This is a genomic window from Devosia algicola (assembly GCF_028816455.1).
In the GTDB taxonomy this organism is placed as follows: Bacteria; Pseudomonadota; Alphaproteobacteria; order Rhizobiales; family Devosiaceae; genus Devosia; species Devosia algicola.
In genome coordinates this window covers 320629-341270 of the sequence record NZ_CP118246.1, presented here as the reverse complement: position 1 = coordinate 341270, position 20642 = coordinate 320629, and the positions used below count along the sequence as shown (strand labels likewise).

Annotated in this window: 13 protein-coding genes, 1 tRNA gene and 3 pseudogenes; 8 read left to right on the top strand and 9 right to left on the bottom strand. The window is 57.4% G+C overall.

The window, feature by feature from the left end; translation table 11 throughout:
* Window positions 1-148: 148 nt before the first annotated feature.
* The 4 genes and pseudogenes from PSQ19_RS01760 (at window position 149) to PSQ19_RS01745 (ending at window position 7901) form a co-directional block, all read left to right on the top strand.
* Complete coding sequence (locus tag PSQ19_RS01760; RefSeq protein ID WP_282219371.1) at window positions 149-1819, top strand: hypothetical protein; 1671 nt, start codon at window positions 149-151, stop codon at window positions 1817-1819.
* A gap of 240 nt (window positions 1820-2059) precedes the next feature.
* Window positions 2060-3931: a hypothetical protein gene (locus PSQ19_RS01755; protein WP_282219370.1), complete on the top strand. Its 1872-nt coding sequence runs from the start codon at window positions 2060-2062 to the stop codon at window positions 3929-3931.
* 247 nt (window positions 3932-4178) lie between these two features.
* Window positions 4179-6564 (top strand): annotated as a pseudogene (locus PSQ19_RS01750) (type I secretion system permease/ATPase).
* 2 nt (window positions 6565-6566) lie between these two features.
* The gene (locus PSQ19_RS01745; RefSeq protein WP_282219369.1) at window positions 6567-7901 is read left to right on the top strand and encodes an HlyD family type I secretion periplasmic adaptor subunit; all 1335 of its coding nucleotides are present in this window, start codon (window positions 6567-6569) and stop codon (window positions 7899-7901) included.
* Between the two features lie 61 nt (window positions 7902-7962).
* Here PSQ19_RS01745 and PSQ19_RS01740 read toward each other — a convergent pair whose 3' ends face one another.
* On the bottom strand, window positions 7963-8388 hold the full coding sequence (locus tag PSQ19_RS01740) for a VOC family protein (protein WP_282219368.1): 426 nt from the start codon (window positions 8386-8388) through the stop codon (window positions 7963-7965).
* An 82-nt stretch (window positions 8389-8470) separates the two neighbouring features.
* On the opposite strand from PSQ19_RS01740, the gene PSQ19_RS01735 reads away from it, so the two are divergent.
* On the top strand, window positions 8471-9073 hold the full coding sequence (locus tag PSQ19_RS01735) for a TetR/AcrR family transcriptional regulator (RefSeq protein WP_282220773.1): 603 nt from the start codon (window positions 8471-8473) through the stop codon (window positions 9071-9073).
* Window positions 9074-9453: 380 nt separating this feature from the next.
* Here PSQ19_RS01735 and PSQ19_RS01730 read toward each other — a convergent pair whose 3' ends face one another.
* Window positions 9454-10038: a LysR family transcriptional regulator gene (locus PSQ19_RS01730; RefSeq protein ID WP_282219367.1), complete on the bottom strand. Its 585-nt coding sequence runs from the start codon at window positions 10036-10038 to the stop codon at window positions 9454-9456.
* Between the two features lie 123 nt (window positions 10039-10161).
* Between PSQ19_RS01730 and PSQ19_RS01725 the strand changes: the two genes are divergently transcribed.
* Window positions 10162-11058, top strand: coding sequence for a sulfotransferase domain-containing protein (locus PSQ19_RS01725; RefSeq protein WP_282219366.1), 897 nt, complete (start codon window positions 10162-10164; stop codon window positions 11056-11058).
* 149 nt (window positions 11059-11207) lie between these two features.
* Here PSQ19_RS01725 and guaA read toward each other — a convergent pair whose 3' ends face one another.
* From guaA to guaB, 5 genes and pseudogenes are all read right to left on the bottom strand, one after another.
* Window positions 11208-12776 (bottom strand): glutamine-hydrolyzing GMP synthase, encoded by a 1569-nt coding sequence (gene guaA, locus PSQ19_RS01720; RefSeq protein ID WP_282219365.1) that lies wholly within the window; start codon window positions 12774-12776, stop codon window positions 11208-11210.
* On the bottom strand, window positions 12773-13354 hold the full coding sequence (locus PSQ19_RS20115) for a TspO/MBR family protein (RefSeq protein ID WP_456077515.1): 582 nt from the start codon (window positions 13352-13354) through the stop codon (window positions 12773-12775). Before PSQ19_RS20115 ends, guaA begins: the two co-directional genes overlap by 4 nt.
* Window positions 13355-13410: 56 nt before the next feature.
* A pseudogene (locus tag PSQ19_RS01710) lies at window positions 13411-14701 on the bottom strand (RsmB/NOP family class I SAM-dependent RNA methyltransferase).
* A gap of 44 nt (window positions 14702-14745) precedes the next feature.
* Window positions 14746-15171, bottom strand: a complete 426-nt coding sequence (locus tag PSQ19_RS01705; RefSeq protein WP_282219364.1) for an MAPEG family protein — start codon at window positions 15169-15171, stop codon at window positions 14746-14748.
* Between the two features lie 7 nt (window positions 15172-15178).
* Window positions 15179-16681 carry an IMP dehydrogenase gene (gene guaB / locus PSQ19_RS01700; protein WP_282219363.1) on the bottom strand — a complete coding sequence of 501 codons (1503 nt, stop codon included), beginning with the start codon at window positions 16679-16681 and terminating at the stop codon, window positions 15179-15181.
* 300 nt (window positions 16682-16981) lie between these two features.
* On the opposite strand from guaB, the pseudogene PSQ19_RS01695 reads away from it, so the two are divergent.
* Window positions 16982-18341: pseudogene (locus PSQ19_RS01695) on the top strand (MDR family MFS transporter).
* Between the two features lie 10 nt (window positions 18342-18351).
* On the opposite strand, the gene PSQ19_RS01690 reads toward PSQ19_RS01695, so the two are convergent.
* Both PSQ19_RS01690 and PSQ19_RS01685 read right to left on the bottom strand, forming a co-directional pair.
* Entirely contained in the window at window positions 18352-19086 is a 735-nt protein-coding gene (locus tag PSQ19_RS01690; RefSeq protein ID WP_282219362.1) for an RlmE family RNA methyltransferase, read from the bottom strand.
* Window positions 19079-20272 (bottom strand): Ppx/GppA phosphatase family protein, encoded by a 1194-nt coding sequence (locus PSQ19_RS01685; RefSeq protein ID WP_282219361.1) that lies wholly within the window; start codon window positions 20270-20272, stop codon window positions 19079-19081. The genes PSQ19_RS01690 and PSQ19_RS01685 overlap by 8 nt, the downstream gene beginning before the upstream one ends.
* 244 nt (window positions 20273-20516) lie before the next feature.
* On the opposite strand from PSQ19_RS01685, the gene PSQ19_RS01680 reads away from it, so the two are divergent.
* Window positions 20517-20590, top strand: a tRNA-Gln gene (locus PSQ19_RS01680).
* Window positions 20591-20642: the final 52 nt, after the last annotated feature.

Genomic DNA, 20642 nt, shown 5'->3' with positions numbered 1-20642 from the left:
GTTTTCCAGTTGAGTTTGTACAGTAGCGTGATGTGCTGGAAATGACGTCTCCAAGGGAATGGCCTTGAATAACCGCGGTGCAGCTAGTTAGCCTCATTAAAAATGCATGGAGGCTCGGCCAATCCGCTCCTATAGATGGGAGACAGCTATGGCTGACAACGATTATAACGACAACACCCGATCGTTTAACGACAATTCGAACGACCTCGATGTTGATGTAAGTGATATCGCCAACGACAAGTCCAATACCAATAACGACAATTCCAGCAATCTGGATGTCGCTGTGGATGATGTGGCTAACAACAAGTCAACGAACGACTCCAACAACGACAATTCCAGCGATCTGGACGTTGACGTTGATGATGTTGCCAACAACAAGTCGACAAACGACTCGATGAACGACAATTCCACCGATCTTGATGTCGATGTGGATGACGTTGCGAATAACAAATCGACAAACGACTCAAACAACGACAACTCCACTAGTAATGATTTGGACGTTGACGTTGACGATGTTGCAAACAATAAGTCGACTAACGACAGCAACAACTCACTTGATGTCGATGTGGATGATGTTGCGAACAACAAGTCGACAAACGACTCGATGAACGACAACTCCACAGACGTCGATGTTGACGATGTTGCCAACAACAAATCGACAAACGACTCGATGAACGACAACTCCACCAATAACGATCTGGATGTTGACGTTGACGATGTCGCTAACAACAAGTCGACTAACGACTCCAACAACGACAACTCGACAAACAATGATCTAGATCTGGATGTCGACGTTGATGATGTTGCGAACAACAAGTCGACAAATGACTCCAACAACGACAACTCAACAGACGTTGATGTTGACGATGTTGCCAACAACAAGTCGACTAACGACTCCAACAACGACAATTCATCGGCATTCGATATTGACGTTGATGATGTTGCCAACGACAAGTCGAACACCAACTCGAACAATGTTCAGACGTTTGCTCTCGACAATTCGGCAACCGACTCGGGCAACAACAGTTCGACCAACGACTCCAACAACGACAACTCCACGCATACCGATCTGGATGTTGCCGTTGACGATGTCGCCAATGACAAGTCGATCAACGACTCGATGAACGACAACTCGACGAACCTGGACCTCAATGTCGAGGACGTCGCCAACGACAAGTCGAACACCAACTCGAACAACGACAACTCCAACCACTCACAGCACGATTCGAACAACGACAATTCAATCGATGCTGATTTGGATCTGGATGTCGCTATCGCCAACGCGTTCAACTCGTCGGATGACGACATTTCCAATGCGTTCAACTCCGATGATGATGCATCCAACTCGTTCAACTCCGACGATGACTTTGCCGATCTCGATATCGGTACCGCCACGATGGACAGCATGTTCATCAATAGCGGCACGCTCGACTTCAATCCGGGTGATGACGTCAACTTCGAGAATGTCTTCAACGGCGCCTTCGCGGGCGGCGGCGGCGACACCGGGTTTGCCATCAATCAGGTTGCCGATCTTGTCGACAATGACACCCTGAGCAACGTCCAGAGCAACAATGGCGGCTCGGACTTCCATGCCAAGGCATGGGGCGGTGACTCGCAGGCTGATGGCAATAGCTTCGACGCGGCTGCCGACAATAATGCGGACGGCACCAACACTGCCGATTCTCATGCTTCGATGTCGGCCAGTGCGTTCAATATGGAACTGGTGCTTGGCGCCAACCTCCAGCAGAACGCAGTCGATGCCACAGTTGTCGGGGGCGACAACTCAATGGGCAACGACGCCAGCCACGACGACGTCTAAACCACTCTCTCAACTCCGGTCTGCGCGAAACGCGCAGACCATCCGATTTTGAGTAACGCGGCTCAGCAAGCGGAGGTCCATCCGCGATTTTGGGAGGTGCCGCAATGTTTTTTCCGACCGATAGCACCAACGAAATCGTTGCGCACTTTCTCGGCTATTTTGCGATGAGCCTGGAGGAAATGAAACTCCGGGTGAGCCTACGAAGAATATTTGCAGGCTGCCGCCCAGGGCGCCCAGAACTTGGATCTCAAACAAATTTCCGCCGACGTCGCGCAATCCTTGCAGCTTGAAGCCTATTTGCCGGGATTGGCCTATGCGCCCCCGATCTGGCAAATTGTGGGACGGGGCGGGGCCGACTGGTCTGCTCATACCGCCCCAAGCCGTGCCCATGTTCTCGACGCGGGCGATGGACCGGCAATAGTAACCCCGGTTTTCAAGTCCCCCACCACCTCCCCCGCGCCCACGCCGCTTGAAGGCGACGAGCCGGGTTCGGTTGCGGCGATTATCGCGCAGGAGACCACTTTGATCGATAATGATCTGGTGGTGCTGAGTGATTATGACGGGCCAATCAGTTTTCAGTCCGGTGCGCCGCAAGCCCTGCATGAGATGACGCTGGCGGTTGAGGCGATTTCGGGACCTATAACCAGTATTGCGGGCCTGCACACTATCGAGGACATTCCGCGTTTCATCGAGGGTAGTGCCGCCGTTTTCCATGCAATGGCTGATGGTGAAACAAGCAACGAGAACACTACGATTGTCGAGGTTGATGCGCTTTCAGGGACCTATGTCAACGGCCAGCAGGCCGACGAAGCGCCAGAGCTGGAAGAGAATTTGCCGATGCGATTGCGCGAACAGGTGCAATCGGACGAGGCCGATGATGATCCAGGACCGCTGACCGAGACTTTGTCGGGTGACGACTATCCCGATACGGTTACACTTCACAGTGGCGGCAATTTGCTGGTCAATGAAGCCGCGATCATGAATGCGAGCCTGACACCGACCTTTCTGGCGGTCGCGGGCGACCATCACCAGCTTGACGCCATCATCCAGACCAATGCCTATAGCGACCATGACCAGGTGGGCGCCGGAGTGCCTGGTGCGTCGAGCAATGCGGCCGACACGACGGTGGCCAAGAATATTGCAACATTTGAGCATGACCAGCGCGATACAGCGGCCATAGCCGCCGAGCACCGACCCGATGTGCTGCCCCACAACTGGCAGATTTCAACAGTTGCGGGCGATCTGGTTTTTACCGAATGGTTGTCACAATATCATTTCGCCTATGATGAGGACGTCCACGTTCTCTCATCCACCGGCGCGACAACGACAGTCACAAGCGGCGAAAATGTCGGCTTGAATGGCGTCAGCTTCCATAATCTCGGTCTTCAGTTTGATCTGGTGATGGTCGGGGGCAATCTCTATGACGCAAATATCATCGTTCAGAACAATATCCTTTACGACAATGATAGTGTCGAGGTTCTAGGCGGTGGTGGCATCGACACCGGCACTGGCTCGCTGGCCACCAGCGGCAATCTGCTGTGGAACGAGGCCAATATCGTCAATGTCGGCCCCACGCAAATCCATACGGGCATGCCAGGCCAGTATTACGACGCCATGAACGCGCTTGATGCGGGCAATCGCGCGATGCCCGATGCCTTCAAGTTCGACAATATGTTCGAGGGTTTCCCGATGCTTCGGGCCCTCTATGTCAGCGGTGACATCTACGATTTGCGTTATGTCCAGCAAACCAACGTATTGGGCGATGCCGATTATGTTGCGATCGAGGAGGCTCGCGTCGCCGCCAGCCATCCAGAATATACGCTGAACACGGGTGCCAACGCGCTGGCCAATATCGCGACGATCTATGATTACGACAATCTGGGCACCACCACGTTTGTCGGCGGGCAGAGTTATTCAGACAGCGTGCTTATTCAGGCCGACATCATGGCCGCCAATGACGAGGCAGAGGACGACAATGCGCTGGTGAGCGAGGTTATCGCCTTTCTTGATCTGGATGGCGACTATGTCATCCCCGCGGGCGACGATCTATCGCCCAACACCATTACCGCCGACGGTCCGTCCCTGGACGTCATGCAAACCATGCTCGCTTAGATGAACATGGGGAATGGCGATGCGATATGACAGCGACATTGCAGACGATGACTCCCCATCCCGCGGGCGCCTGCCGCAACATGAAATTGCCCGTACCGCCAAACTTGACCGCTTGCAGTTCGAAATCAGTTCGGCTGCGGCACGACTTGACGAACTGGCTTCGGAAGAAACCGACGACACAGAAATCGAGACCGAGGGCGGCACAGAAGTGCCGAGCGCGGCGGAGACCGAAGGTAACGACGCAGACATGGATGATAGATCGCTGAATGATAATGAGTCGGCCATCGATGAGACGATGTCGACGATTCAGACCTATAGCCCGGATCGAGCAGATGAGGCGGAAGTCACGCCAGTTGACCGCACGGCACCAATATCAACGCCCGTGGCTGAGGCTCCGGTAGTCGAAAAAAGCGTTATCGCGCCGATCAGGCTTGGCCAGCAGCGCGCTACTGTTCACGAAGAATGGCAAAAGCTCACCTCCCCGAGGATTGCCGAGACCAAGCCTGCGGGTCCGTCCTGCCCGATCAATAATGCAAAACCCAGCACAGCAGAGCCCGAAAAAGCCGTTGAGCCACAGGCCAAGGCTGAGGCGCCGCGCTCAGAGCAGGTGTGGGCCGACGAGCCATCAACCATTGTTAAAACCAAGCCAACAGATGCGCCGACGCCGAAGCCCATGGTGGCCAAGGCCCCGGCAACCGAGGCGCGCGAGACGACACTGCGCGAACCCGATACACGCGGCAAAACCAGCGTTCCACCCATCATCGAGGCCGACCGTGGTCCGCTCAAGGGCGGCAAGGCACCGGCGCGTGACAGCGGCGGCGGCAGCGATAATGGCGGCAAAGGCGGTGGCAATGGCGGATCCGGCGGCGGCGGTAACCAGAGCTTTCACAAACGCGCCGCAGCCCCGAACTTTGCCCAGAGCTTTCAGAACGGCATCAATGTCGTTCGCACCAATCTTTTGATCGTCCTGTTCTTTACGGTGTTCCTGAACGTTCTGGTGCTGGCCATTCCGATCTATCTGTTCCAGATTTCGGATCGGGTGCTGACCAGCCGATCGCTGGATACGCTGGTGATGCTGACGGCGGTTATCGTTGGCGCCGTGATCATGCAGGCGATACTGGATGCGGTGCGCCGGTTTATTTTGATGCGGACCGCCGTTGAAGTTGCCGTGCAGTTGGGTGCGCCGATCCTGAGTGCGGCGGCCCGAGCATCGCTTAACGGCAATGGCCGTGACTATCAGGTGCTTGGCGACCTGCAGCAGGTGCGCGCCTTCATTACCTCAGGCACATTGCTGGCGTTCTTTGATGCGCCAATGGCACCGTTCTTTGTGCTGGCGGTGTTTTTGATCCATCCCGAGCTTGGCTATATCGTGGTTGCGGCGGCGTTCGGATTGCTGATCGTGGCGCTGATCAACCAGCGCTTGACGGGGAAGCATTTTGCCGAGGCCAATGGCTATCTGAGCCGCACGACGATGCATCTGGATTCGATGTCCCGCAATTCGCAGATCATCAACGCCTTGGCGATGATCCCGGAGGCGGTCAAGATCTGGGGCCGTGACTCGGCGTCCTCTATGCAAGCCCAGGTTCGCGCGCAGGACAGAAATATCATCATGTCCAGCATTTCCAAAGGCTTGCGGCTTTTGACTCAGGTATCAATGCTGGGATGGGGTGCCTTTCTGGCCATTGGTGGCGAGATGACTGGCGGCATGGTGATTGCTGCATCGATCATTGCCAGCCGCGCCCTGTCACCGATTGAAGGGGCGATTGAAGGTTGGAGTTCATTCACCCAGTTCCGGTCCTCGTTCGGCAAAATTCGTAATCTGCTCCAGTCCTCGCCGTTCAATTTTGAAAAGCTGATGCTACCCAATCCCAAGGGACGGTTGGACGTTGAACGCATCCTGTTCGTGCCGCCGCCCAACAAGAAGGTGCTGCTCAACGGGATCAGTTTTTCATTGCAGCCCGGCGAGTCGCTGGCGATCATCGGCAATTCGGGTGCCGGCAAAACGACTTTGGGAAAAATGCTGGTCGGATCAGTACTGCCAACCTCGGGCAGCGTGCGGCTGGACCTGATGGATTTGCGCAACTGGGATCAACGCCAGTTTGGCGAAAGCATCGGCTATTTGCCGCAGGACGTTCAACTGTTCCCCGGCACGATCAAGGCCAATATTGCCCGCATGCGCGAGGATGTCAGTGATCGCGCCATATTTGATGCGGCGGTGCTGGCAGACGTTCACGAGCCTGATCGCTTCATTTCCGCAAGGATATGAAACCTATGTCGCGGGCGACGGCGCGCCGCTATCGGGCGGACAAAAACAGCGCATCGCCCTGGCGCGGGCCTTTTTCGGCGACCCCAAGCTGGTGGTGCTGGACGAGCCGAACTCAAACCTCGACTCCCTGGGCGAAAACGCGCTGGCCAAGGCTTTACTGCACGCCCGCAAGCAGAAGATCACGGTTGTGACCATTACCCAGCGCCCTGCCCTGCTCAACGTCGTCGACAAGATCCTGGTGCTCAACAATGGTTCGGTTTCGATGTTTGGCTCACGCACGGAAGTAATGGCGGCACTGACGATCAAAAAGCCGGGCCTTGAAAAGGGCGGCAATGGCGCACTGATACCTGACGCCGGGGGAGAATAGCCATGGCTGGACAGGTGGCACTGCAAAATCTGGAATGGTATTCGGGCGTTCCCCGCTCCATTCGCAAGCAATCGATCATCGGGATCGGGTTGATCATCCTGACCTTTGGCGGGTTTGGCAGCTGGGCCGCATTTGCGCCGCTGGCAGCGGCGGTCATTGCGCCGGGCAGCTTTGTCGCCACCGGCGAAAACAAGATCGTGCAGCATTTCGAGGGCGGTATCGTCAAGGACATGCTGGTGCGTGAGGGCGACAAGGTAACGGTCGGGCAGGAAATGGTGCTGCTCGATGAAACTGCCGCCCGCGCCAATGCCCAGCAATTGCAATTACGCCTGGTGCGGCTCGAAACCATATGGGCGCGACTGAATGCCGAGTCCAAGGGGGCGCTGATCTACTCCCCGCCTGCCGCCGTATTGCAATTGCTGAGCGATCCAGAAGTCGCCTCGATCAATGCCAGCCAGCGCAATAATTTTGAAGCCGCGCGCGACAAATTGCTCAATGAAATTGAACTGATGGAGCAAAATGTCGTCACCTTGCAATATCGCATTGCTGGGCGCGAGGAGCAGGTTGCCTCGATGGAGCGACAGATGTCGCTGCTCAAGGAAGATCGCGACGTGATCACCAGTCTGCAATCCAAGGGGGTCACTACGAGATCAGCGGTTCGTAATGCGGAACGCGCCATTGCCGATGGCGAAGGCGACATGGCTCGACTGCGCTCGGAAATATCTGAGTCCCAATCACAGATAATCAAATATCAACGCGAGATCATCCAGGCACGAGACGCAGCAAAACAGGCCGCACTGGACGAAATTCAGGGTGTTGAATCCGAGTTGGATGCGGTGCGAGAGCAGATATTGCAAGCCAACAACGTGCTGCAACGCACCTCGATCATTGCACCCGTCAGCGGCACTATCGTGCGCATGTTCTACCATACAACGGGTGGCGTGATTGAAAGCGGCAAGCCGATCATGGAGATTTTGCCAGCGGACGTGCCGCTGATTGTTGAAGTGAAAATTCCGCGCCTGCAGATCGACGAGGTCCGAAAGGGCCAGGAGGCGACGATTCGCCTTACCGCCTTGAACCAGCGTACGACGCCGGTTTTGACGGGCGACGTAATATATGTGTCGGCCGACACGGTATCTGATGCCGGTAGCGCCGGCCGGGAGATTTACGTGGCGCGAATCAATATTGATCCCTCGCAGCTACAGCGGGTGGAGAATTTTACCCCAACGCCAGGGATGCCGGCGGAAGTGTTCGTTCAAACCCGCGAACGGACATTTTTTGAATATCTGACCAAGCCCATAGTCGACAGCATGTCCCGCGCCTTTCACGAGCGGTGAACGAGATGGCGCGATTGCACCCTGTTTGGGCGCAACCGCGGCACCGGCCAGAACCGTTTGCCTACTGTGGCAGCGCAGCTGAATCATAAAGCGCTGCAAATTCCGGGCTTGGCGGAATCGGTTTGACGACGTCAATAAGCACACCATTTGGATATTGTGTGATGAAGTGACGCTGGCCGAAATCTTCGTCGCGGATGGCGCGAACCATCGGCAGCCCGGCTTTGAGCATGTCGCCATAGACCGCATCCACATCTTCCACCTCAAAGTTCAGCAGCAGCCCCGATGCCGTGCCGCGCACCGGCGGCGGCACTGTTTCATGCGCGCCGTCCAGAATGGCGAGCGATACAGCGTCGTTATCCATTGACTGAAGATGAACGTACCAATCGCTTGAAAACGGCGGTGTGAACCGTAGGTGACGCTCATAAAAGGCTACGGTGCCTGCCACGTCGTTCGTCATGATGACTGGATAGTAGCTGGTTATTTTCATCTTTCCTTCTCCCGATTGATTGCATACATTGTGTATGTATTGTGCTATAACAAACATACAGAATGTATGTCAAGGAAGAATGATGGCCCGCAGCAACCCCGAACGCAGTCAAGCGACGCGGCTCGCCTTAATGGACGCAGCCAAGGACCTGTTCATCAAGAAAGGCTTTGCCGACACCGCCACGCCCGACATCGTCAGGGCGGCCGGGGTCACTCGCGGGGCGCTCTATCATCATTTCGAGGACAAGAAGGCGCTGCTAACGGCGATCGTTGAGCGTGAAGCGGAAGCGGTGGCGCAGCAGATAGCCGACATGTCGGTGCGGGCAAAATCACCCAGTGAGGCCCTGCTCAGGGGCGCTGCCGCCTATTTTGACGCCATGAACACACCGGGACGCACGCGGCTGTTGCTGCTGGAGGCCCCCGCCATCCTCGGCGCGGCGGCCACCGGAGCGATAGACCGGGGCAATGCAGGCAGCACGCTGGAAACCGGCCTTATTGAACTTTTGGGGCCAGACGCCAACCGCGACTGGATCGCGGCAACGACAAATATGCTTTCGGCCGCCTTTGATTGTGCAGCGCTGGCAATTGCGGGTGGTGCTGATCGTTCGGTCTACGAGCGTAGTATTGCCGTTCTGATCGACGGTCTGGCCGGCCAAAATTGGCAATATCGTTCGAAGCGCGAATGATAACACCGGTTGCGACTGCCCTGCGTGAGGATGACCGTCGCGACCTCGCTTTGATTGGTTGGGCATTAAGTCAAAACGTCGCTGCCTTTCCATCTCGTGGAAAATGCTCGCCGAGGAACGTCATGAACTTTCGCACTCTGGGCTCCTGGTAGGCCTCTTTTGAAGCCACGAGCCAGAGTCCGCTGGACAGGTCCTCAGTCGTGAAGCACATGACAAGATCGGGCAATGGGTCACCTTCAACGCATGGAAGCACACCGATTGCCTCTTCTGTCCGAAGGGAGGCCGACATGGTTATGACGGAATCTACTGTGCTGACAATCTTTGATCTATCCACATGTTGATCCAGCCACCGCATGAGCTTCACGCCTTTCACCATCGCATCAGGGTAGGCTCAGGACCGGGTGATGGATCAGTTCATCTATTGAACGCGGCATCCCGTTCGCCGCCAGATAGGCTTTGCTGCAATAGACCCCCCACCTTACAGGCGGCAGCTTGCGAACGATCAGGGTATCGCCCTCGATTTTGTCGCTGGCGCGAATGGCAATATCCGCCTCGCCACTTTCCAAGGATACATATTGCTCGGACGCATTAGTCTCAAAATGAGTGTTCGGATTGTGCTTTCGAAATTCCGAGATCAATGGAAGCACCCAGTGGGTCATGCTGGAATGCGCCGCCGTGACCCGAATTATCCCATCTGATGTACGCTTCAAATGGTCGGCCCGCGTCAGGACTTTATCGGCGGCGCCCTCCATGCCCGCGGCAACTTCAAACAATGCACTCCCGTGAGCGGTCAACGCGTACCCCCGCGTGTCGCGCTCAAACAAGGTCAGGCCCAAAGCAGTTTCCAGCGCGTGCATCCGTCTGCCGACGGTCGTCTGGTTGATGTTCAATTTCCTTGAAGCGGCCAGCGTCGACCCTTCACGCGCAACGGAAAGGAATGTGCGTATGTCGTTCCAATCAAGCATAAGCCAAGCGCCTCCGAGAGCATTCTGCACGTATGCCTAGCCGTTCTGCAAGTGCAGAGATACCGACCGGTCCGCGGCGGGGTCATGCTGACGGTGCAACCCATTCAACTCAGGAGACAGAAAATGGTCGCTTTGCCAGTTAAGACCCGCGAGATGCACAATCATCACATCGACAGCACCGTCTGGAATGATATCGATTTCCGGGACGATGACATTGTCATTGCGACGTATGCCAAATCTGGCACATCGTGGATGCAGCAGATTGTCAGCCAGTTGATATTTCAAGGTCAGGAAGGATTGCCTGTCGCCGAGATGTCGCCCTGGGTCGACCTTCGGGTACCGCCCAAAGAGGTCAAGCTGCCAGCGATTGCAGCACAAACGCATCGGCGATTTCTGAAAACCCATCTGCCGGTCGATGCCCTGGTGTTCTCCGACAAGGCCAAATACCTCTATGTCGGCCGGGATGCACGCGATGTGATGTGGTCATTGCACAACCACCACGCGACCGCGAACGAAGCCTGGTATGACGCGCTGAACAACACGCCGGGACGCATCGGTCCCGAGATCGGCAAACCGCCTGAAAGTACAGTCGAATATTTCACCCACTGGCTGGACAATGACGGCGCGCCGTTTTGGCCCTATTGGGAAAATGTGCGGAGCTGGTGGGCGTTGCGCGATCTTGCCAATGTAAAATTGATCCACTTTGCCGATCTCAAACGCGATCTGCCTGGCCAAATTCGCGACATCGCGGCGTTTCTTGACATCGACCTGGTGCCGGACACGATGAACGGCATCCTGCATCACTGTTCGTTCAACTACATGAAGGAAAATGCCTCTGACTCAGTGCCATTGGGCGGTGCATTCTGGGACGGTGGCGCGAAGACATTCATTCACAAAGGCACAAACGGTCGTTGGCGCGACCAACTCGGCGCCGACGTGAGTGAACGGTATCTGGCACGCGCCGAGCAAGAATTGGGTCGCGATTGCGCCCGGTGGCTGGCAGAAGGATCAGTTGGCTGAGCCAAATCCCGGAAGGCGGGCCAATGTGGCCCGTCTGCCTGTGTCTGGCTGCCTACGAGGTCTCAGGCATTTCGCCGCGCTCAGCCCGCTTGAACTGGCCCACTTGAACAATTTCCCTCCGACTGGCTCGGCCAATCAAAGGACGTGTCTCACTCCCACTCGATCGTGCCTGGGGGTTTTGAGGTGACATCGTAGACGACGCGATTGATGCCGCGGACTTCGTTGATGATGCGGGTGGCGGTGCGGCCGAGGAAATTCATGTCGAACTGATAGAAATCGGCGGTCATGCCATCGACCGAGGTGACGGCGCGCAGCGCGCAGACGAATTCATAGGTGCGACCATCGCCCATGACGCCAACGGTCTGGACCGGTAGCAGGACAGCAAAGGCCTGCCATATCATATCGTACTGACCCGACTTGCGGATTTCGTCGAGGTAGATTGCGTCGGCCTGACGCAGAATGTCGAGCTTTTCGGGCGTGATGCCGCCGGGGCAGCGAATGGCCAGACCCGGACCGGGGAATGGATGGCGTCCGATGAAGCTTTCGGGCAGCCCCAGTTCGCGACCGAGCGCGCGCACTTCGTCCTTGAACAGTTCACGCAGCGGTTCGACCAGTTGCATATTCATGCGGGCTGGCAGGCCGCCAACATTATGGTGGCTCTTGATGGTGACCGAGGGCCCTCCGGTGATGGAAACGCTTTCGATCACATCGGGATAAAGCGTGCCTTGCGCCAGGAACTCGGCGCCGCCAAGCTTTTTGGCTTCAGCCTCAAAAGTTTCGATGAACAGGCGGCCAATGATCTTGCGCTTGGTCTCGGGATCGCTTTGGCCATCAAGCTCGCGCAGGAACACTTCGGACGCGTCCACATGGACCAGCGGAATGTTGTATTCATCGCGAAACATGGTGACGACCTGCTCGCTCTCATTGAGGCGCATGAGACCGTGGTCGACATAGATACAGGTTAGCTGGTCGCCAATTGCTTCATGAATGAGGACGGCGGCAACTGAGGAGTCCACGCCACCGGAAAGACCGCAGATGACCTTGCCGGTGCCAACCTGATCGCGGATTTTTTCGATCATCTTGTTGCGGTAGGCGGCCATGGTCCAGGAGGCGTCAACGCCGCAGATATTGTGGACGAAATTGGCATAGAGGCGTGCGCCATCGGGCGTGTGAACCACTTCGGGGTGGAATTGTACGCCCCAGATGCGACGTTCCTCATTGGCGATCATGGCGAAGGGTGCGCCGGTGGAGGTGCCAACCACCTCAAAACCCTGCGGCAGTTCTACCACGCGGTCACCATGGCTCATCCAGACCTGATGATCGGTGCCCAGATCCCAGACGCCGTCATAAAGCGACGCGGGCTTTTTGACGGTCACTTCGGCACGGCCAAATTCTCGATGGTGCCCCGCTTCGACCTTGCCACCAAGTGCTACGCAGAGCGCCTGCTGCCCGTAGCAAATGCCCAAAATTGGCACGCCTGCCTCGATCAGCGCCGGATCAATCGTGGGGGCGTTTTGATCGAGTGCGGAGGCGGGACTGCCTGAGAGCACGATGCCCTTGGGCTGGAGCGCGCGCAGCGCCTCGCCTGCCGTGGTGAAGGGATGGATTTCGCAATAAACCCCTGTCTCGCGTATTCGGCGCGCGATCAATTGGGTGACTTGCGAACCGAAGTCAACGATCAGGATGGATGGCGGGGTGGTTTCAGCGTGCTCACTCATGGCGAGGCTTTAGCGTCCGCGCCAGATTTAGGCAAGATGAAGAAGTGCAAAGCGGGGATGCGACAATGCAATCCCCAACTTTGGCGGCGGACTAGTTGAGAATACCGATGGATAAATTGAGAAGGCTGGCAAACGCAACCCATGCCAGATAGGGCACGAAAAGCCATGCCGCGGTCGGATCGAGGCGACGGGCGGTCGCGATAAAAGCGATGATCAGCGCCAGAATGGCGAGGATAATGGCGAAAGCGGGCCAGACGAGCCTGAGCGATGAACCAAACCGGGGACCAGGCCCAGTTCAGCACCATCTGGCCATACCAGATTTTCATGGCAGGGCTGGTAGGGTCAATCATGTAGATGCGCCATCCGGCGACGGCGATCATGATGTAAAGCGCGAACCAGACGGGGCCAAAAATCCAGTTGGGCGGATTGAAGGGCGGCTTGTTGAGGCTTTGGTACCATTCGCCGGGCACGGACTGGGTGCCGATGAGCCCGCCCACCCCAATGACAACAACCAGAAACACCGCCAGAATGATCCAGGGGCGTGGCGTCTTGTAGTCGGCAAGTGAGGCGGAGGCCATGTCACCAATCCAGTTTGGTACTACTGACCATTGAACGCGGAAAAAGTTGAAATGGTTCACTCATTGCGGGTCAAAGCGATAAAATAAAATCCGTCCGTCTGGGTCCGGTGTGGCGTCAGCGTAATGCCACCGGCAGCGGTTGCGAGGGATGTCGGCATTGGCGCGGTCGTGGCAGCCTGCCAATGCGCAGTGATATCGGCAGGCAAAAAGCCGCTATGGCGGGCGAGAAAGGCCATGGCCTGATCATCATTTTCCTCAGGCAGAATCGAGCAGGTTATATAAATGAGGGTGCCGCCGGGCTTAACGAAAGCAGCGGCCTCGTCGAGAATGGCACTTTGTTCGGCCTGGCGTGTGGCCAATAGGCTCGGGCGTGAGTTTCCATTTGGTGTCGGGCCGACGTCGCCAGGTGCCGGTGCCGGTGCAGGGTGCGTCGACAATGACGCGATCCATCTTGCCGATGAGATCCGCCAGCGCGCCGTCCTGAGGCGCGCGGACCTGAACGTTGCGAGCGCCGTTTCGCTTGAGACGGTCGTATATCGGGGCGAGGCGATTGCGATCGCTATCATAGGCAAAAATCTGGCCCTTATTGGCCATGTCGGCGGCCAGTGCCAGCGTTTTGCCGCCAGCGCCGGCGCAGAGGTCTAGGACCTGATTGCCCGGCCTGGCACCAGCCAGCGCCGCCACGATCTGGCTACCCTGATCCTGCACTTCGAACCAGCCTTTGAGGTAGCCCTCATCTGTTGTCACATTTGGGGTGCGGCTATCACGCTCGCCCGGCGGAATGGTGACACCGTTGGGCGCGAACGGCGTCGGGATGGCGTTGAAACGCTTGAGATTTTTTAGCACGCGTTCGCGGTTGGATTTGAGGGCATTAACCCGCATATCGAGTGAGGGACGTCCTGCCATGGCCTGGCCCTCGCCAATCCAGTCGGGGCCGAAAGCACGCTGGAGCGATGGCGCGAGCCATTCTGGCATGTCGGCAGGGATATGGTCGGGGGCATCAGCAAGGTCAGTTTGCAGACGGGCAATTTCGGCGTCAGAAAGTTGTGCGGGCGCGTGAGCATCGTCAGCAAATGCCGCGTTGAGCGTTTCGGGGGGTTGGTGCCAATCGCGCACCGCCACAGCCAGTACCAGTGGGCGGGCGCTGTCATCGCCCATGACAAACGCATGGGAGGCACGGCGGCGCAGTGCGTCGTACACCAAATTGCCAATAGCGGCGCGGTCGCCTGCCCCGGCAAACCGATTGGCCAGACCCCATGCCTTGAGTGCCTCGGAAACCGGGCGCTTGCGGGCTTCGACATCGCCCAGAACTTCGATGGCGGCGGAAAGACGACCGGGAAGACGCATAGGAATACTCAGACGGGTTTGAGGAACGGTGCCGTTTGAACCCCTCAGGGCAGCAGCAGGCAGAGGCGGATGACAAGCCACAGCCACAACAGGGCCAGGACCAGCATACCCATAGCATAGACGGCAAAGCGGCGATGCACGCGGTTGGTGGTGACGTGAATGATACTGTGGACGTAGCGCAGCGCGACAAATAACCAGGCCAGGATTACGTCGAACCATCCGGTGTCACCTGCCGACAGACTGAGTATACAGGCAACATAGAACAGCACCGGAAGCTGGAACTGATTGTCAAAATTATTGGAAAGAAGCCGGGCCTTTAGCGGATAGGCATCGCGCTCGACCGCAATGTCCTTGACCGCAATTTCACCGCTCATCACCCGCGGCACCCGCTCGCGCCCCAGCAGCATGAGCACCGCGAACGTCAGGAAAACCTGCGCGGCCATAGCTAGAAACAGGGCTTTATCGAGCAAAGGCATTCTATCTGCCGCCGCGATAGTTTGGCGCCTCGCGAGTGATCGAGACGTCATGGACGTGGCTTTCGCTAAGCGCCGCGCCAGAGATTTTCACAAAGACCGAATTGTCCCGAAATTCCTGCAGATTATGGGCGCCGGTATAGCCCATCGATGCGCGAAGGCCGCCGGCCAATTGGTGCAATACGGCACCTGCTGCACCCTTGTAGGGTACCTGCCCTTCAATGCCCTCGGGCACCAGTTTCATCTGGTCGCGCACGTCCTGCTGGAAATAGCGATCGGCCGACCCCGACCCCATGGCCCCAACCGAGCCCATGCCGCGATAGGATTTATAGGAACGACCCTGATAAAGATAAACTTCGCCGGGGCTTTCGTCTGTGCCAGCCAAAAGCGAACCGACCATGACGCAAGAAGCGCCACCCGCCAAGGCCTTAGCCATATCTCCTGAGAATTTGATTCCGCCGTCGGCGATAACCGGAACGCCCTGTTTGGCACCCTCCTCCGCACACGCCATGACCGCGGCAAGCTGGGGCACGCCAACACCGGCAACAATGCGGGTGGTGCAGATCGAGCCGGGACCAATGCCGACCTTGATCGAATCCGCGCCGGCATCGATCAGTGCCTTTACCGCTTCAGCAGTTGCAACATTGCCAGCCACGATGCGCGTTGAATTGCTTTCGCGTTTGACCTTTTCCACCGCCTCGGCGACGCGCACGGAATGGCCGTGGGCCGTGTCGATGACCAGCAAGTCAACACCGGCCTCGATCAGCGCCAGCGAGCGCTCAAACCCCGAATCGCCGACGGTCGATGCCGCGGCGACGCGCAGGCGGCCCTGATCATCCTTGACCGCATGTGGATTGAGTTGGGCCTTTTCGATATCCTTGACGGTTATCAGGCCGACGCAACGATAATCTTCGTCCACGACCAGCAGTTTTTCAATGCGGTGCTTATGCAGCAAGCGCTTGGCGTCGTCCTTGGAAACGCCATCGCGCACGGTGACCAGATTGTCATGGGTCATCAATTCGGCAATTGGCTGGCCGGGATTTGAGGCAAAGCGCACATCGCGGTTGGTCATGATGCCAACCAGCTTACCGATGGCGCGACCGCCCTTGCCACCATTTTCGACGACGGGAATGCCAGAAATATTGTTCATCTGCATCAGCGACAGGGCGTCGGCCAGCGTGGCGTCGGGGCCGATGGTGATCGGATTGACCACCATGCCGCTCTCAAAACTCTTTACCTGCCGGACCTGCTCGGCTTGCTCACTGGCGGTGAGATTTTTATGGATGACACCCATGCCACCGGCCTGAGCCATGGCAATTGCCATGGCACTCTCGGTTACCGTATCCATCGCCGAGGACAGAATCGGCAATTTGAGTGCAATATCCTTGGTTACGTAGCTGCTGATATCGGTTTCCGTCGGCAACACGTCGGAGCGCGCGGGCTGCAACAGCACGTCATCAAATGTAAGTGCGGCATCGCCCGTGATGGTGGTGATGATTTTAGCCAAGGCCAGACCTTTCCGTGCCTTCTGATCGCGATCAGAAAATGTTGGAGCTTGAACCGGGCGGAGATGACTCACCGGGTACAGGTTGGCGAGGGTCAATAGCACCGGCGTGCTGTCTTGCATAGTGGGGGGTACACGCATTGCCGGCCTGCGATGGCAGCCGATATCGACAAATGGGGGCGCGGGGCTTTGCATCGCCGACAAGCGCGTCCATAATTGGCTGGCGCATTCGCGCCCTATTCGATTCCCGCAGCAAGTAGTTTGACCGTGATCCGCGTCACCCCGCTCGTATTGGCTGTTGCAATGTTCATGGAGCGTATGGACTCAACGGTTATCGCCACCTCCCTGCCCGCCATCGCAACCGACATCGGGACGGAGCCCGTCGCACTCAAACTGGCGCTGACCAGCTATTTTGTGGCGTTGGCAATTTTCATTCCTGTCAGCGGATGGATGGCGGACCGATTTGGCGCCAAGAATATTTTTCGGCTGGCCATTTTTGTATTCATGCTGGGCTCGCTCGCCTGCTCATTCTCCTATTCGCTTGAAACCTTTGTTGTTTCACGTTTTTTCCAAGGCATTGGCGCGTCGATGATGACACCAATCGGTCGATTGTTACTGGTGCGGTCAACGCCGAGAAACGAGTTGGTGGCGGCCATGGCCTGGTTGACCGTGCCGGCGTTGCTGGGACCGATAACCGGCCCGGTGGTCGGGGGATTTTTGACCACCTATCTGAGCTGGCACTGGATTTTCTGGATCAATATTCCGATCGGGCTGGCAGGCATTGCGTTGGCGACGCGATTCTTGAAAATTATTGACGAGCGCAATCCACGGCCTATCGACTTTGTCGGTTTCGGCCTTCTGGCGGTGGCGTTTTCGGGCAGCATCTTTGGCCTGTCGGTCATCAGCCTGCCCGCCCTGCCGATCATTTATGGCTATCTGACCATTTCGGTGGGGGTTGTCAGTGGCATATTGTATTTTTTGCACGCCAGACGGGCGAAATTTCCGCTGCTGGACCCCGAACTGTTCCGGCATCGGCTGTTCCGCTCAGCGATCATTGGCGGGTCAGTTTTCAGGGTCGGCGTTGGCGCCGTGCCTTTCCTATTGCCACTGATGTTGCAGGCTCGGGTTCGGGCTGTCGCCATTTGCCTCCGGCCTGATCACCTTTATCGGCGCTGTCGGTGCCATAGTCTCAAAATTCATGACCGAGAAGGTGTTCGCCAAATTCGGATTCAAACCGGTGCTGACCCTTTGCGGCGTTGTCGGCGGCGCGCTTATTGCCTTGCAGGGGCAGATTGATATTTCCGCCTCGCCGGTGCCGCTGATGGCGATCCTGCTGATCGGCGGCATTTGCCGATCATTCTTTTTCACCGGCTGCAACGTTTTGGGCTACGCCGATGTGGACAATGAAGAAGCCAGCCAGGCGACCGCAATTACTGCCGTGTGCCAGCAACTCAGCATTGCCTCGGGCGTTGCCGTTGCCGGTGGCATTCTGGAGATAAGCACACATCTGCACGGCGGGCCGCTATCGCTGTTCGACTTCAAGATCGCCTTTTTGGCGGTGGGCCTATTGAGCGCTGCGGGCGGACTGCTTTATCTAAGATTGCCAAAAGGCTCCGGGGATGACGTTTCGGGTTTTCAAAAAGCCGGGGCACAAAAGACCTGAACAGGCACGCCTAGCGATTATCGTCCTGGTCGCTCGGTTCACGACTGCCCTTGAAACCCTTGGCGATCAGATAGGCTTCGGCCGAGTCGGCACGGCTTGATGGCGGCTTGGCATGGTGGGTGCTGCGGAAATGCCGCTTGAGCATGGCCAGCAATTGATGCTCGGTGCCGCCCTGAAAGACCTTGGCGACAAATGCACCATTGGGCGCCAACACGTCCAACGCGAAATCGGCTGCAATTTCAATAAGATGTACGATTCGCAAGTGATCGGTGGGTCGGTGACCGGTGGTCGGCCACGCCATATCCGACATCACCAGGTCTGCCTTTTTGCCACCCATGGCGTCGATCAGCATGGCCGGAGCGTCCTCATCTGTGAAATCCTTTTGCAATAGAACAACGCCAGGGATGGGGTCCATTTCGAGATAGTCGATGCCAACGATCAATGGATTTTTGTCGGTCGATCCCGTCGCAGTGGCGGCGATTTGCGACCAGCCACCCGGTGCCGCCCCCAGATCCACCACCCGCATGCCGCGCCGAAACAGTTTGTGCTTCTGGTCCATCTCCCGAATCTTGAAGGCGGCGCGCGACCGCAATCCCTCGGCGCGGGCCCGCGCCACATAGGGGTCGTTCAACTGGCGTTCGAGCCAGATCGTTGAGGATACCTTGCGTCCCTTGCCGGTCTTGACGCGGATTTTCAGGTCTTTGTCGGACTTGCGGCCGCCCGAGCCGAGCGCTTTATCAGCCATTGGTGCGGCTCCTGGGATATTTTCGTGCCGGTCTGTTATGAACGCGGTCAACGTCCATGAGCGAAATCAGAATGCCCTCACGCAAGCCTCGATCTGCAACGCGCACCCGCTCGGTGGGCCATTCACGCCGGATCGCTTCAAAAATCGCACAACCGGGTAGCACCAGATCGGCCCGGTCCTTGCCAATGCAGGCATGGGCAACCCGACGGTCGTAGGTCATGCCCAACAGGGCGCGCATAGTGTGATCGACTTCATCGCGCCGCATCCACAGACCATCGACTTTTTGACGTTCGTAACGCTCAAGCCCCAGATGCAGACCGGCCAATGTCGTGACCGTGCCTGAGGTGCCGATAAGGTGGACCGGATGGGTCGCAATCATCTGGCGCAGCTTTTCGCGGCCACGGAACTGGCGAAGGTGCTCGGAAACATGGTTGACCATCGCCTCGAAAATGGCAGGCGTCACATCGACGCCGCCAAACTTTTCAGCAATGGACACAACGCCGACCGGCAGCGACTGCCAGGAGCGGATCGCGGCTGGCATGCGGCCCTGGCTCTTGGGTCGACCACCGCGAAAATCCAGCCAGGCCAGTTCCGATGAGCCGCCGCCAATATCGAACATGAGGGCACCCGCGGCACTTGCCTCGATCAGGTCAGCACAGCCAGTCACCGCCAGCGACGCTTCCGTGCGACGATCGACGATTTCGAGTTCGAGCCCGATCTCGTTCTTGATTTTTTCAAGAAAACTGGGGCCATTCTCGGCTGCCCGACAGGCTTCGGTGGCGATCAGGCGCATGCGGGCGGGCTGATGCTCGCGCAGCTTGTTGCGACATTGGCGCAGGGCGTCGATGGTGCGATCCATCGCCGCCTGCCCTAGGCGGCCCGTGGTCGATACGCCCTCGCCCAGACGGACGATGCGTGTGTAGCCATCGATGACACGGAAGCCATGATCGTGCGGCCGGGCAATCAACAGGCGGCAATTATTGGTGCCCAGATCAAGCGCTGCGTAGACAGGGCCACGGTGCCGCCGTGTTGGACTTTGTGCGTTGCCTGTCCGCTGTTCCGCCGGGCGTCCGAGAGGCATTGCCTCTCCCAGCCCATGCCCGGCGCGATCCGTCGCTGCCCGGCTGCGGAGTGCCGATTCGTCCTGCGACGAAGGTGCGGCCGCGGACCGATTTTCATCGGTCACATATTCTCCTATCTGCGTGGTCGCCGCTCCCGGTTTCCCGACACGCGCCCATCGCAGCTCAATTGCATTGTCGAGAGTGACGGTAAAGCAAGGCGCAGATCAGCGCAATGACAACGATCCACACAACAACCCCCGCCCAAACGCTTGCATTCGCCAGCGGCTTTGTTTATGCAGTGCCAACGTTGGGCATGTCACGAAAGTGGCAGGCTTCAATCATCGCTTAGCACCTGCGATCTGTGCTCGGTGGGGAATAGTTCAATGGTAGAACTGCGGACTCTGACTCCGTCAATCTTGGTTCGAATCCAGGTTCCCCAGCCAATTCTATTTTATTATTAAAGCTAATGACTTAGGCTCATTGTCGTAGCAGGCA